13 protein-coding genes are annotated in these 14,375 nt (G+C 54.1%); 8 read left to right on the top strand and 5 right to left on the bottom strand.

Annotation, left to right across the window (positions count from 1 at the left end; all coding sequences use genetic code 11):
- A partial coding sequence (locus FDX01_RS16625; protein WP_249361002.1) for a benzoate/H(+) symporter BenE family transporter occupies positions 1–944 on the bottom strand: 944 nt, incomplete at its 3' end.
- 105 nt (positions 945–1,049) lie between these two features.
- On the opposite strand from FDX01_RS16625, the gene FDX01_RS16620 reads away from it, so the two are divergent.
- Together FDX01_RS16620 and FDX01_RS16615 are read left to right on the top strand one after the other, a co-directional pair.
- On the top strand, positions 1,050–1,586 hold the full coding sequence (locus FDX01_RS16620) for an XRE family transcriptional regulator (RefSeq protein WP_115258447.1): 537 nt from the start codon (positions 1,050–1,052) through the stop codon (positions 1,584–1,586).
- Between the two features lie 78 nt (positions 1,587–1,664).
- Entirely contained in the window at positions 1,665–3,626 is a 1,962-nt protein-coding gene (locus tag FDX01_RS16615; RefSeq protein ID WP_137400170.1) for a U32 family peptidase, read from the top strand.
- A 3-nt stretch (positions 3,627–3,629) separates the two neighbouring features.
- On the opposite strand, the gene FDX01_RS16610 is transcribed toward FDX01_RS16615, so the two are convergent.
- The 4 genes from FDX01_RS16610 to FDX01_RS16595 form a co-directional block, all read right to left on the bottom strand.
- The gene (locus tag FDX01_RS16610) at positions 3,630–3,860 is read right to left on the bottom strand and encodes a DUF2554 family protein (protein WP_096756971.1); all 231 of its coding nucleotides are present in this window, start codon (positions 3,858–3,860) and stop codon (positions 3,630–3,632) included.
- 186 nt (positions 3,861–4,046) lie between these two features.
- Positions 4,047–4,172: a DUF2474 domain-containing protein gene (locus FDX01_RS16605; RefSeq protein ID WP_096756972.1), complete on the bottom strand. Its 126-nt coding sequence runs from the start codon at positions 4,170–4,172 to the stop codon at positions 4,047–4,049.
- Positions 4,172–5,182 (bottom strand): cytochrome d ubiquinol oxidase subunit II, encoded by a 1,011-nt coding sequence (gene cydB, locus FDX01_RS16600; RefSeq protein WP_115258450.1) that lies wholly within the window; start codon positions 5,180–5,182, stop codon positions 4,172–4,174. The genes FDX01_RS16605 and cydB overlap by 1 nt, the downstream gene beginning before the upstream one ends.
- Entirely contained in the window at positions 5,182–6,585 is a 1,404-nt protein-coding gene (locus FDX01_RS16595) for a cytochrome ubiquinol oxidase subunit I (RefSeq protein WP_117342827.1), read from the bottom strand. The genes cydB and FDX01_RS16595 overlap by 1 nt, the downstream gene beginning before the upstream one ends.
- Positions 6,586–6,935: 350 nt before the next feature.
- On the opposite strand from FDX01_RS16595, the gene FDX01_RS16590 reads away from it, so the two are divergent.
- The 6 genes from FDX01_RS16590 (at position 6,936) to patD (ending at position 14,044) form a co-directional block, all read left to right on the top strand.
- Entirely contained in the window at positions 6,936–8,345 is a 1,410-nt protein-coding gene (locus tag FDX01_RS16590) for a PLP-dependent aminotransferase family protein (protein ID WP_137400169.1), read from the top strand.
- A 330-nt stretch (positions 8,346–8,675) separates the two neighbouring features.
- Positions 8,676–9,821, top strand: coding sequence for a putative ABC transporter substrate-binding protein YdcS (ydcS, locus tag FDX01_RS16585; protein ID WP_117342825.1), 1,146 nt, complete (start codon positions 8,676–8,678; stop codon positions 9,819–9,821).
- Positions 9,822–9,837: 16 nt separating this feature from the next.
- The gene (locus FDX01_RS16580) at positions 9,838–10,854 is read left to right on the top strand and encodes an ABC transporter ATP-binding protein (protein ID WP_096756979.1); all 1,017 of its coding nucleotides are present in this window, start codon (positions 9,838–9,840) and stop codon (positions 10,852–10,854) included.
- The gene (locus FDX01_RS16575; RefSeq protein WP_096756980.1) at positions 10,855–11,799 is read left to right on the top strand and encodes an ABC transporter permease; all 945 of its coding nucleotides are present in this window, start codon (positions 10,855–10,857) and stop codon (positions 11,797–11,799) included.
- Complete coding sequence (locus tag FDX01_RS16570; RefSeq protein WP_096756981.1) at positions 11,789–12,595, top strand: ABC transporter permease; 807 nt, start codon at positions 11,789–11,791, stop codon at positions 12,593–12,595. Before FDX01_RS16575 ends, FDX01_RS16570 begins: the two co-directional genes overlap by 11 nt.
- Positions 12,596–12,616: 21 nt before the next feature.
- On the top strand, positions 12,617–14,044 hold the full coding sequence (gene patD, locus FDX01_RS16565) for an aminobutyraldehyde dehydrogenase (RefSeq protein ID WP_117342824.1): 1,428 nt from the start codon (positions 12,617–12,619) through the stop codon (positions 14,042–14,044).
- Positions 14,045–14,375 lie beyond the last annotated feature (331 nt).

Here is a 14,375-nt window from a genome sequence, read left to right as displayed (position 1 = left end):
AGGGCCGCCATTAACCCGGTCACTGAACCGCCGAATACGCCTGCCAGCAGATAGAAACCCCCCGCGGCGGCGGCGGCTAACCAGCGTCGCTGGGCGTCCGGGTGCGCTTCCGGGCTTTGGCATATCGCGGCGGTGATGGCGGCAATACAGATGGAGTAGACGCCAAACGGGGAAAACAACAGCGCCAGCAGGCCGGTGAACACGATCAACGGCGAAACGGGTAATGAATAGCCGGAGGCCTTCATGGTGGTAATGCCGGGGGCATTTTGCGAGGCCATGGTGACCAGAAACAGCGGCAAAGCAATACTGATGCTGTGGGCGAGGGAAAAATGGGGGGCGATAAATTCCGGCATCACCGGTGAGAGAGTGATGTTGTTAGTGACAACGTCACATTTTATCAAAGCAATCATTATTCCCACCAACATCGCAGCAATGACCGCGTAGCGCGGGGCGACAACTTTGAGCACCAACCACGCCAGTAGCATGCTGCCGCACAGGAGCAGCTCGTTGTTCAAACTATTAAATGCCTGTAGGCCAAAACGCAGCAGGATCCCAGCCAGCATCGCTGACGCCAGCGAGTGAGGGATGACTTGCATCAGTCGGGCGAACAATCCTGTCACGCCGCACAGGACAATCAGCGCATTGGCGACAATAAATACGCCAATAGCCTCCTGAATAGTGACACCCTGCAGACCGGTGACCAGCAGCGCTGCACCGGGCGTTGACCACGCGGTTAATATCGGCGCACGGTACCATAACGTTAATGCCAGCGTACTGACGCCCATGGCGATGCCCAGCGCGGTCATCCAGCCGGCAATTTGCCCGGTAGTTGCCCCGGCGGCTATCGCTGCTTGCCAGATAATCGCCGCTGAACTGGCGTAGCCGACCAGCACAGCAACAAAACCAGACAGTACGGTAGGCAGAGGGAGTGAATATGTGCGCATAGCGGCTCCGCGTGCGTTATAACGGTCGGTCACTGTAGCACTGTGCGCTATAGCGTACAAGTGATAGTCTAGTGCTTTGCCACATGAGATCGAGGGAGATAACGAATGGACAATGTTACCCACTATCTGGCGACCACGCTCAGGGCGTTACGTCAGCAGCGGGAATGGAGCCTTGCACGTCTGGCGCAGGAGACCGGCGTGTCAAAAGCCATGCTGGGGCAGATTGAACGCAACGAATCCAGCCCAACGGTGGCGACATTATGGAAAATCGCCACCGGACTGAACGTTCCCTTTTCGAGCTTTATCACGCCGCCGGAAGCGGAGAGCACGCCCGCATTCGACCCGCAGCAGCAGGCGATGATCGTCACGCCGCTGTTCCCGTGGGATCCACAGCTCTGCTTTGACCATTTTTCGATACTGCTGGCACCGGGAGCGCTTAGCGAATCTACCCCGCATGAGACCGGCGTTATTGAACATGTGGTGGTGATTAATGGCCTGCTGGATATGGACATTGACGGCAGATGGCGAACGTTAAAAACCGGTGAGGGAGTGCGTTTTGCCGGGGATACCGCACACAGTTATCGGAACAGCAGTGAACTGCCGGTTCACTTTCATTCGCTCATCCATTACCCACGGAGTTAATAGGGAAAACTATTTCGCAACGTCGCGCTTCTGACTACAATAGCCGCCATTTTACCGCTTTTGGATGGTAACAACCGTATGCCTCAGCAACCTCATCGTCTTGAATTGTTAAGCCCGGCCCGTGATACCGCGATTGCGCGCGAAGCCATTTTGCACGGCGCAGATGCCGTTTACATTGGTGGACCGGGGTTTGGTGCACGTCATAATGCCAGTAACAGCCTGAAGGATATCGCTGAACTGGTGCCTTTCGCCCATCGCTATGGGGCAAAAATCTTTGTGACGTTGAACACGATTTTACACGATGATGAGCTGGAACCCGCTCAGCGGTTGATTACCGACCTGTATCAGACCGGCGTTGATGCCCTGATTGTACAGGATATGGGGATTCTGGAGCTGGATATTCCGCCCATTGAGCTGCATGCCAGCACCCAGTGTGATATTCGCAGCGTCGAGAAGGCTAAGTTTCTCGGTGATGTGGGGTTTACCCAGATTGTACTGGCGCGCGAGCTGAGTCTGGAACAGATTAGCGCCATCCATCAGGCTACCGACGCGACCCTGGAGTTTTTTATTCACGGTGCGTTGTGTGTGGCGTATTCCGGCCAATGCTATATTTCCCATGCCCAGACCGGGCGCAGCGCTAACCGTGGTGACTGCTCTCAGGCTTGTCGCCTGCCGTATACCCTGAAAGACGATCAGGGGCGGGTGGTGTCATACGAAAAACACCTGCTGTCGATGAAAGATAACGATCAGACCGCTAATCTGGGCGCGTTGATCGACGCAGGCGTGCGGTCCTTCAAAATTGAAGGCCGCTACAAAGACATGAGCTACGTGAAGAATATCACCGCCCATTATCGCCAGATGCTGGATGCGATTATCGAACAGCGCGGTGATTTGGCCCGTGCCTCAGCCGGTCGTACAGAACATTTCTTTACCCCCTCAACGGACAAAACGTTCCACCGTGGCAGCACAGATTACTTTGTCACCGCCCGCAAAGGGGATATCGGTGCATTTGACTCGCCGAAGTTTATCGGCTTGCCGGTAGGCGAAGTGCTGAAGGTGGGTAAAGATCACCTTGATGTTGAAGTGACGGAGCCGCTGGCTAACGGCGATGGCCTGAACGTGTTGATCAAACGCGATGTGGTTGGATTTCGCGCCAATACCGTCGAGAAAACGGGGAACAATCGCTATCGGGTCTGGCCGAATGAAATGCCGGCCGATCTGCATAAAGTGCGTCCGCATCATCCGTTGAATCGTAACCTCGATCATAACTGGCAGCAGGCGTTGACCAAAACGTCCAGCGAACGTCGCGTGGCGGTTGATATTGAACTGGGCGGCTGGCAGGAACAGCTGATCCTGACGCTCACCAGCGAAGAGGGCGTGAGCATCACCCACACGCTGGATGGCCAGTTTGAGGAAGCGAACAACGCGGAAAAAGCGCTGAGCAATTTGCAGGAGGGGCTGGCAAAGCTTGGGCAGACGCTGTATTACGCCCGTGATATTCAGGTGAATCTGCCGGGCGCACTGTTTGTGCCGAACGGTCAGCTTAATCAGCTGCGTCGTGACGCCGTTGAAATGCTGGACGCAGCGCGACTGGCCAGTTACCAGCGTGGCCGCCGCAAACCGGTAGCCGACCCGGCCCCGGTTTACCCGCAAACGCATCTGAGTTTTCTGGCAAACGTCTATAACCATAAAGCGCGCGCGTTTTATCACCGTTATGGTGTTCAGCTGATTGATGCTGCTTATGAAGCGCATGAGGAAAAAGGCGAGGTGCCGGTGATGATCACCAAGCACTGCCTGCGTTTTGCCTTTAATCTATGCCCAAAACAGGCCAAAGGTAACATCAAAAGCTGGAAAGCGACGCCAATGCAGTTGGTCAACGGTGACGATGTGCTGACGCTGAAATTTGATTGCCGACCGTGCGAAATGCACGTCATCGGCAAGATGAAACATCACATTCTGAAAATGCCGTTGCCGGGCAGCATCGTGGCTTCCGTCAGTCCGGATGAACTGATGAAAACGCTGCCGAAGCGTAAAGGCTAAGCGTTAACTTTGATGGGTATCGGGTTTGCGTGATTTTTGCCAGTGATGGTGTTCGCGGAGATCGGCGGCGGATTCTTCCGCCGTCATACGCAGTTCATCACTGTCAGCCGTGTGACGTAATAAGTGATCGGCATCCTGCACCTGAAGATATTCATGTCCCTGATTAGTAGCGAAAAGCTGGCCAGAAAAAAGCGCACTGGTCAGCAATAACACCGTTAACCCTTTCTTAAACATCATTCACCCTCTGGTACGTTTTAACAAAAATTGCGGTAATTTCGTCGAGTGACTATTTCATTATTTAATCGGGTTAAAGGCAATCGGTGTTTCATCAATTCGCCGGTTATTGCATTTTTGTTTATATAACGTTGGGATTTTAGCTGTCGGGTAACGCTACGCTACCCGACCAATATGAATGCAGACTCAGGACTTAAAACCTGCTGCCGTCATCAGCACACGGAAGACCATGCCAACAGCGGCCAGGGCCAGCACGCTGCCGCCCCACAAGATCACCAGCCACATCAGGCGTTTCCAGATTGATTGTTGCATCAATGATACCCCTCACCAGGTTGAACTTTGCCGCGAAAAACGTAATAGCTCCAGAAGGTGTAGACGAGGATTATTGGGATAATCAACAAGGCACCTACCAGCATAAAGCCCTGACTTTGTGGCGGGGCTGCCGCCTGCCAGAGGGTGATGGACGGTGGAATGATATGCGGCCAGATGCTGATCCCCAGTCCGCTGAAACCGAGGAAAATTAGCCCCAGCGTCAGGATAAACGCCAGTGCATGGCTGTGCTGCTGGCCCAGCGAACGCCACAACCACAGGCTGATCAGTGCGACCAGGAGTGGAACCGGCATCAGGAACCACAGGTTTGGCAGGCTAAACCAGCGATCGGCAATGGCGCTGTGCGCCAGCGGTGTCCACAGGCTGATAATGGCAATGACGACCAGCAACGCCAGCAGCAGTTTTTTGGCGGCGTTGCGCATTTTATCCTGTAGTGGATTTTCGCTTTTCATCACCAGCCATGTCGCACCCAGCAGCGCATAGGCCACTACCAGGCCCACGCCGCAAAACAGCGTGAAAGGGGTGAGCCAGTCGAAAGGTCCGCCGCTGTAGCTGCGTCCGCTGACTGAGAATCCATTAAGCACCGCACCGACGACAACGCCCTGGGTAAAGGTGGCGAGGATTGAACCGCATATAAACGCTTTATCCCAGAATGGCCGGTGTGCGGGCGTTGCTTTGAAACGAAACTCAAAGGCCACACCGCGAAAAATCAGGCCGATTAGCATCAGGGTTAAGGGGATGGTCAGCGCATCGACGATCACCGCGTAGGCCAGCGGAAAGGCACCAAACAAGCCTGCGCCCCCCAGCACCAGCCAGGTTTCATTGCCGTCCCAGACCGGCGCGACGCTGTTGACCATCACATCGCGATCGTCGGGGTCCTGAATGGCCGGAAATAAAATGCCAATCCCAAGGTCGAAACCATCCATCACGATATACATCAGGGTGGCGAACACGATGATAACGAACCAGATAACTGATAAATCAATACCCATTAGCGATGTGCCTCCGGTTGAGAATCGAGGACCGCAGCGGAAAGCGGTCGTGCAGGAGTACCCGTTGGCGGACTCGTCGGGTCATCTTCCTGCGGTCCTTTACGGATCAGGCGGATCATGTAGCTGTAGCCCACACCGAAGACCGAACTGTAAACCACAAAGAAGGCCATCAGGCTGATGCTCATGTGCAAATCGCCATGTGCGGAAACCGCATCCGCCGTCCGTTGCAGGCCGTAAACAACCCACGGCTGACGACCGACTTCGGTGGTCACCCATCCGGCCAGAATGGCAATCAGACCGGAGGGTCCCATCCATAGTGCGAAGCGCAGGAAAGGACGCGAGGTATACAGGCGTTGTTTGTAGCGCAGCCACAGGGCAAATGTGCCGAGCAAGATCATCAACATCCCCAGTCCCGCCATAATGCGAAACGACCAGAACACCATGGTGGAGTTAGGACGATCTTCTTTCGGAAATTCTTTCAGAGCCGGAACTTGTTTATCCAGACTGTGGGTCAAAATCAGGCTGCCCAGCGCGGGTATTGCCAGCCCGTAGCGGGTGCGCTCCTGTTCCATATCCGGCCAGCCGAACAGCAACAGCGGGGTCGGTTCACCGGACACGTTTTCCCAGTGGCCTTCAATGGCGGCAATCTTGGCGGGTTGATGCTTCAGGGTGTTAAGTCCATGCATATCACCAATCAACGCCTGTAATGGGGCGACGATCAGCATCATCCACAGGGCCATTGAAAACATGGCACGAATTGCCGGCGTATTATTTCCACGTAATAGATGCCAGGCCGCCGACGCCGCGACAAACAGGGCGCTGCTCAGGAAGGCGGCGACGGACATATGCAGTAGACGATAGGGGAAGGACGGATTGAAGATGACGGCAAACCAGTCCACCGGCACGACTTGTCCGTTGATAATTTCGTAACCCTGCGGTGTTTGCATCCAGCTGTTGGAGGCGAGGATCCAGAAAGTTGAAATAATGGTGCCCAGCGCGACCATACAGGTGGCGAAGAAGTGCAGACCTGGACCCACGCGCTGCCAGCCAAACAGCATCACGCCAAGGAATCCTGCCTCGAGGAAGAAGGCGGTCAGTACTTCATAGGTCAGCAGCGGCCCGGTGATACTCCCGGCGAACTCGGAAAAACCGCTCCAGTTGGTACCGAACTGGTAGGCCATTACCAGGCCCGAAACCACGCCCATACCAAAGTTGACGGCGAATATTTTAGACCAGAAATGATACAGCGAACGCCAGGTGGGATTTTTGGTTTTCAGCCACAGACCTTCAAGCACCGCCAGATAGCTGGCAAGACCGATAGTAATGGCTGGAAAGATGATGTGAAACGACACCGTAAACGCGAACTGGATGCGCGCCAGGTGAAACGCGTCAAGACCGAACATGCTTAACTCCGCAGGCAAAATTGATTTAGCGCAATTCTATGCCTGAGGAACAGTGGGGGGCAGAAACAGAACAGTTCTTTTTAACCATAACAGTTGCGGTGCTGTTATTTGTTAGTGGTACTGATATGAAAACTTCATTTTTTAAACGCCCATAAAATCAATCATTTATTCTATTTAAAGCACGCGACGAAAATTGATGCTGTGCAGGCTCGCGGTGTGAGCATGTGGTTAACCGCTTTCGTTCACAATGCAGTAAAAACACAATCCCATAACAGTTGTCAGAATGTTGTTAATTTTATTGACTGATATACACTGCGAGCGTCACCTGCATCTGACTCCCGAGAATCATCATGAAAAAATATCAACGGCTGGCGGAACAAATTCGCGATCAAATCGCCTCTGGCGTCTGGCAACCCGGCGATCGTCTACCTTCTTTACGTGAACAGGTGGCGACCAGTGGGATGAGTTTTATGACCGTCGGCCATGCTTATCAGCTGCTGGAAAGTCAGGGGCGGATCATTGCGCGGCCGCAATCCGGCTATTATGTTGCCGCGCGGCCCGAACGTGAGTCGGCAACCCCGCAATCGCAGGTTGTGCGCGATGAAGCGGTCGATATCAACACGTATATTTTTGACATGCTGCAGGCCAGCCGGGATGCTTCGGTGATGCCGTTTGCGTCCGCATTTCCCGACCCCCGTTTATTTCCCCTGCAGCAGCTTAACCGTTCGTTGGCGCAGGTGAGCAAAACGGCGACGGCAATGAGCGTGATTGAAAACCTGCCGCCGGGTAATGCCGAATTGCGCAATGCCATTGCCCGTCGCTATGCCCAGCAGGGGATCACTATTTCGCCGGATGACATTGTGATTACCGCCGGGGCGCTGGAAGCCCTCAACCTGAGCCTGCAGGCAGTGACCGAACCTGGCGACTGGGTGATTGTCGAAAATCCCTATTTTTACGGCGCCTTGCAGGCGCTTGAAAGGCTACGTTTAAAAGCGCTGTCTGTTGCCACCGACGTCAAGGACGGGATCGATCTCGTTGCACTGGAGCAGGCTTTACAAGAGTATCCGGTGAAGGCTTGCTGGCTGATGACCAACAGCCAAAACCCGTTGGGGTTTACGCTCAGCGCAGAGAAAAAGGCCCATCTGGTCGCGTTGCTGGAAAAATACAACGTGATGCTGATCGAGGATGATGTTTACAGCGAGCTGTATTTTGGCCGTGAAAAACCGCTGCCCGCCAAAGCCTGGGATCGTGGCGACAGAGTGCTACACTGTTCGTCGTTTTCAAAATGCCTGGTACCCGGATTTCGTGTTGGCTGGGTGGCGGCGGGGAAGCATGCGCGGCGCATTCAGCGGCTTCAGTTGATGAGCACCTTATCAACCAGTTCCCCGATGCAACTCGCATTGGTGGATTACCTCTCTACCCGGCGTTATGACGCGCATTTGCGTCGGCTACGTCGTCAACTGGCAGAACGCAAACAGCAAGCCTGGCAAACGCTGCTGCGCCATCTTCCGGCGGAAGTCAAAATTCATCATAGCGATAGCGGCTATTTTCTGTGGCTCGAACTGCCTGAACCGCTTGATGCGGGCGAACTCAGCACGCAGGCACTGGCGCACCATATCAGCATTGCACCGGGGAAAATGTTCTCGACGTCAGGAACCTGGACACGCTTCTTTCGCTTCAATACCGCATGGCACTGGGGAGAACGCGAAGAGCAGGCCGTGAAACAACTTGGGAAATTAATTCGCGAGATGATGAAATAATAATGAATGGGCTATTCAATATAAAAGAATAGCCCATTCTTATTTTTGAAATAGCACCAGTAAAATCACGATGTTATTTTTTCAGGTGCAACCATACAAAATATCAATACCTCTAATTATTCCCCTCCGTGCTTCTAACTCGTTGTCTATACTCCAGAAGATTAAATAACGTTGCAATAACTGACAGCGTAATGAGCGTTAGCTCACAACCTGATTAAATTTCCTTGCGCCAGCAGGAACGCTGCCAACACCCCGACTACTTTTAGGAAAGGACATATATTTACGGCAAGGCTGCCGCTCATTATTTTTTTTCGACAGGAGTAAGACGTTATGAGCAAGCAATTTGCCCTCACGAGCCTGTGTGCGCTCAGTATGACGCTGATGACCGCCCACGCAGCTGAACCCCCAACATCATTAGATAAACCAGAAGGACGCCTGGATATTATTGCCTGGCCGGGGTATATCGAACGTGGCCAAACGGATAAACAATATGACTGGGTCTCACAGTTTGAGAAGGAAACGGGCTGCGCGGTGAATGTGAAAACGGCGGCCACCTCAGACGAAATGGTTAGCCTGATGGCAAAAGGCGGATATGACCTGGTCACGGCATCCGGTGACGCGTCACTGCGTTTAATTATGGGGAAACGTGTTCAACCTATTAATACTGCACTTATTCCGAACTGGAAAATCATCGATCCGCGTGTAGTCAACGGCGAATGGTTTAATGTCGGGGGAAAAGTGTACGGCACACCGTATCAGTGGGGGCCAAACCTGCTGATGTACAACACCAAGACCTTCCCAACGCCGCCGGATAGCTGGAAAGTGGTGTTTGTAGCGCAAACCCTGGAAGACGGCAAAAGCAATAAAGGGCGCGTCCAGGCTTACGACGGTCCGATTTATATCGCCGATGCGGCGTTATTTGTTAAAGCCACCCAACCACAACTGGGCATTACCGACCCCTATCAGCTGACCGAGAAACAGTATCAGGCCGTCATTAAGGTCCTGAGAGATCAGCATAGTCTGATCCATCGCTACTGGCATGACACCACCGTGCAAATGAGTGATTTTAAAAACGAAGGTGTTGTCGCCTCCAGCGCATGGCCTTATCAGGCTAACGCCCTGAAGGCTGAAGGGCAACCTGTCGCCACCGTCTTCCCAAAAGAAGGGGTTACCGGTTGGGCGGATACCACCATGTTGCACAGCGAAGCAAAACATCCGGTCTGTGCTTACAAATGGATGAACTGGTCATTAACCCCGAAAGTGCAGGGCGACGTTGCCGCCTGGTTTGGATCGCTGCCGGTCGTGCCTGAGGGATGCAAAGCCAGCCCGCTGCTGGGTGAAAAAGGATGTGAAACCAATGGCTATAGCTATTTCGACAAAATCGCCTTCTGGAAAACGCCGATCGCCGAAGGGGGCAAGTTCGTTCCTTACAGTCGCTGGACGCAAGATTACATAGCCATTATGGGCGGTCGCTGATTCCGCTGGGGGTTTTATGACGTACGCAGTGGAATTTAACAATGTCTCGCGATTGTACGGGGATGTTCGTGCCGTCGATGGGGTCAGTATTGCGATTAACGATGGTGAGTTTTTCTCTATGCTGGGGCCATCCGGCTCTGGCAAAACTACCTGTCTGCGCCTGATAGCTGGTTTTGAACAGCTGTCAGGCGGTGCAATTAGCATTTTTGGCAAGCAGGCCAGCGAGTTGCCGCCCTGGGAGCGGGACGTCAACACGGTATTTCAGGATTACGCGTTGTTTCCGCATATGTCGATCCTCGATAACGTGGCCTATGGGTTGATGGTTAAAGGGATGGATAAAAAACAGCGCCATGCCAAAGCGCGAGAAGCGCTGGAGAAGGTGGCGCTCGGCTTCGTTTATGAGCGTAAACCGTCGCAGCTTTCCGGTGGACAGCGCCAGCGCGTGGCGATCGCCCGCGCACTGGTTAATGAACCACGCGTGCTGCTGTTGGATGAACCGCTTGGGGCGCTGGATCTTAAACTGCGTGAACAGATGCAGTTGGAATTGAAAAAACTACAGCAGGCGCTGGGCATCACCTTCATTTTTGTTACCCACGATCAGGGTGAGGCGCTGTCGATGTCCGATCGCGTGGCGGTGTTTAATAACGGCCGCATTGAGCAAGTGGACTCTCCCCGTGAACTCTATATGCGCCCACGCACGCCGTTTGTGGCGAGCTTTGTCGGGACATCCAACGTCTTTGATACCGCCATGTCGGCGAATGTCTGCGGCCTGCAGGGAATGTTCTCTCTGCGCCCGGAACACATTCGCTTGAATGATCCTGGCGCGGAAGTGCAGGCGCCGGGCGTTATTCAGGCGGTGCAGTATCAGGGGGCCGCGACGCGGTTTGAGCTAAAACTGGCTGGTGGCGAAAAGTTGCTGGTAAGCCAGGCGAACCTGACGGGAGAAACGCTGCCGTCAACGCTGTCGCCGGGGCAGCAGGTCATGGCCTCGTGGTCACGTGACGTGATGGTCCCGCTGGTTGAGGAGAGGTGAATGGCGATGAACGTTTTACATTCACCTCCCCAGACCACCAGGTTGAACAAAATCTCAGGTTATTTCTGGCGTAATCCGGGGCTGGGGCTGTTTTTACTGCTGCTCGGACCGCTGATGTGGTTTGGTGTCGTCTACTTTGGTTCATTGCTGACATTACTGTGGCAAGGGTTTTATACCTTTGACGATTTCACCATGTCCGTTACGCCAGATCTGACGCTGGCGAACCTGCAGGCGCTGTTTAACCCGGCGAATTACGACATCATTTTACGCACGTTGACCATGGCAATAGCGGTGACTATTGCCAGCGCCATTCTGGCGTTTCCGATGGCGTGGTATATGGCGCGTTACACCAGCGGCAAGATGAAGGCCTTTTTTTACATCGCCGTCATGTTGCCAATGTGGGCCAGCTATATCGTCAAAGCCTACGCGTGGACGTTGCTGTTGGCTAAAGACGGCGTGGCGCAGTGGTTTTTAACCCATCTCGGGCTGGAGCCGATTCTGACCGCGTTTCTGACGCTGCCAGCCGTGGGCGGGAATACGCTGTCGACTTCAGGATTAGGGCGTTTTCTGGTTTTCGTCTACATCTGGCTACCTTTTATGATCCTGCCGGTACAGGCTGCGCTGGAACGGTTACCGCCGTCATTGCTGCAGGCTTCGGCGGATTTGGGCGCCCGCCCGCGTCAGACCTTCCGCTATGTAGTGCTGCCGCTGGCTATCCCCGGTATTGCTGCGGGTTCAATCTTTACCTTCTCGCTGACGCTGGGTGATTTTATTGTGCCGCAACTGGTGGGGCCGCCGGGTTTTTTCATCGGCAACATGGTCTATTCGCAACAAGGGGCTATCGGCAACATGCCAATGGCGGCGGCATTCACCCTGGTGCCGATTGTATTAATCGCACTGTATCTGGCGTTCGTGAAGCGTCTGGGAGCGTTTGATGCACTCTGAACGCGCACCGTTTTTACTCAAACTGGCCGCATGGGGTGGCGTGATTTTCCTGCACTTTCCCATCCTCATCATCGCCGCCTATGCGTTTAATACCGAGGAAGCCGCTTTTAGCTTTCCACCGCAGGGGCTTACGCTACGGTGGTTTAGCGTGGCGGCACAGCGTAGCGATATTTTGGAATCAGTGACACTGTCACTTAAGATCGCCGCGCTGTCGACGGCCATCGCACTGGTGCTAGGAACGCTGGCGGCGGCGGCCCTGTGGCGGCGGGATTTCTTTGGCAAGAACGCAATATCGCTGTTGCTGCTGTTGCCTATTGCGCTACCGGGCATTATCACCGGTCTGGCACTGCTGACTGCATTTAAAACCATCAATCTGGAACCCGGCTTCCTGACCATCGTGGTGGGGCATGCGACGTTTTGTGTGGTGGTGGTATTTAACAACGTTGTGGCCCGTTTTCGTCGCACATCATGGAGTCTGGTTGAAGCGTCAATGGACCTGGGGGCGAACGGCTGGCAAACCTTCCGCTATGTGGTGCTGCCGAATCTTGCGTCGGCGCTGTTGGCCGGAGGCATGCTGGCGTTTGCGTTGTCGTTTGATGAAATCATCGTAACAACGTTCACGGCCGGACACGAAAGAACACTTCCGCTGTGGCTACTCAATCAACTGGGACGTCCGCGTGATGTCCCGGTGACCAACGTAGTGGCATTGCTGGTTATGGCGGTCACAACACTGCCGATTTTAGGGGCCTGGTGGCTGACGCGTGAAGGCGACACTCTCGCCGGAAACGGTAAATAAACGACAATATGGGAAATTGCTATGCAACATCAATTACTGATTAACGGCGAACTGGTCAACGGTGAAGGTGAAAAGCAGCCGGTCTATAACCCTGCTACCGGTGACGTGATCCTGGAAATTGCCGAGGCGTCAACCGTGCAGGTTGATGCAGCCGTCCGTGCCGCCGATGAGGCTTTTGCCAGCTGGGGGCAAACCACGCCGAAAGTGCGTTCAGAGCTGTTACTGAAGCTGGCGGACACTATCGCCGAAAACGCGCAGACATTTGCTGAGCTGGAATCCTTGAATTGCGGTAAGCCTTTTCACTGCGTGCTAAATGATGAAATTCCGGCGATTGTGGATGTTTTCCGCTTCTTTGCCGGTGCCGCACGTACGCTCAACGGCCTGGCTGCCGGGGAGTATCTGGAAGGGCATACGTCCATGATCCGTCGCGATCCGCTGGGGGTGGTGGCGTCTATCGCACCGTGGAACTATCCGCTGATGATGGCCGCGTGGAAACTGGCACCGGCGCTGGCTGCAGGTAACTGCGTGGTGATTAAACCATCCGAAATTACCCCATTAACAGCACTGAAGCTGGCGGAGTTGGCGAAAGATATTTTCCCGGCAGGCGTGATTAACGTGCTGTTTGGTCGTGGTAAAACCGTGGGCGATCCTCTGACCGGTCATGAAAAAGTGCGCATGGTTTCACTGACCGGCTCTATTGCTACCGGTGAACACATCATTGGGCATACTGCGCCATCGATTAAGCGCACGCATATGGAGTTGGGCGGCAAGGCCCCGGTTATTATTTTTGATGATGCCGATCTCGATGCGGTGGTGAGCGGCGTACGCACGTTCGGTTATTACAACGCCGGGCAGGATTGCACCGCAGCCTGTCGCATTTACGCGCAGAAAGGCATTTACGACGCGCTGGTCGAAAAATTGGGTGCGGCGGTCGCCAGCCTGAAAACCGGTTCACCGAATGATGAATCAACAGAGTTGGGGCCGGTAAGCTCTCAGGCTCATTTGGATCGCATCACCAAAGCGGTGGATGAGGCCAAAGCGCTCGGGCACATCAAAGTCATCACTGGCGGTAAAAAAGTAGAGGGTGCAGGCTACTATTTTGCCCCAACGCTGCTGGCGGGCGCGAAGCAGGACGATGCTATCGTTCAGCGGGAAGTCTTCGGCCCGGTGGTCAGCATCACCCAGTTTGATGATGAGGCTCAGGTCCTGGCATGGGCTAACGATTCAAAATACGGGCTGGCATCTTCGGTCTGGACGCGAGACGTCGGTCGTGCCCATCGCCTCAGCGCCCGCTTGCAGTATGGCTGTACCTGGGTCAACACCCACTTCACGTTGGTGAGCGAAATGCCGCACGGCGGGCAAAAACTCTCCGGTTACGGTAAGGACATGTCGGTTTATGGACTCGAGGATTACACTGTTATCCGCCATGTGATGATTAAACACGAGTAAAATCAGTACCCGCGCATGGCCATAGACGCACGGATAGCTAATTACTGGTAGAAGGGTGTCTATACTATGCGCGGCACTGGCCTCGTCGCCATCGGACGGCGGTAAGTTGGAAATATCCGCGAGGTCAGGCTAATTTACATACATTGGAGTCGCGTTCCGTTCTCTTAATGAACATCACTTCGCTGATGTCCGGTATCTGGGTTTCATGGCAACATCCCTTCGATTAAGGATAGCGTTGCATCTACCCCTTGAACTCACCGCGTGAATCGGTCACCGCCTTACCTACATACGCTATCGGTTTGTAGTGGTCAACAAAAACTGGCCACAGCTT

The sequence above is a fragment of the Citrobacter sp. wls613 genome, from assembly GCF_005281195.1.
In the GTDB taxonomy this organism is placed as follows: Bacteria; Pseudomonadota; Gammaproteobacteria; order Enterobacterales; family Enterobacteriaceae; genus Citrobacter; species Citrobacter gillenii.
Note: the sequence above shows the minus strand (reverse complement) of the source record. Positions and strands in the feature narration are given on the sequence as shown.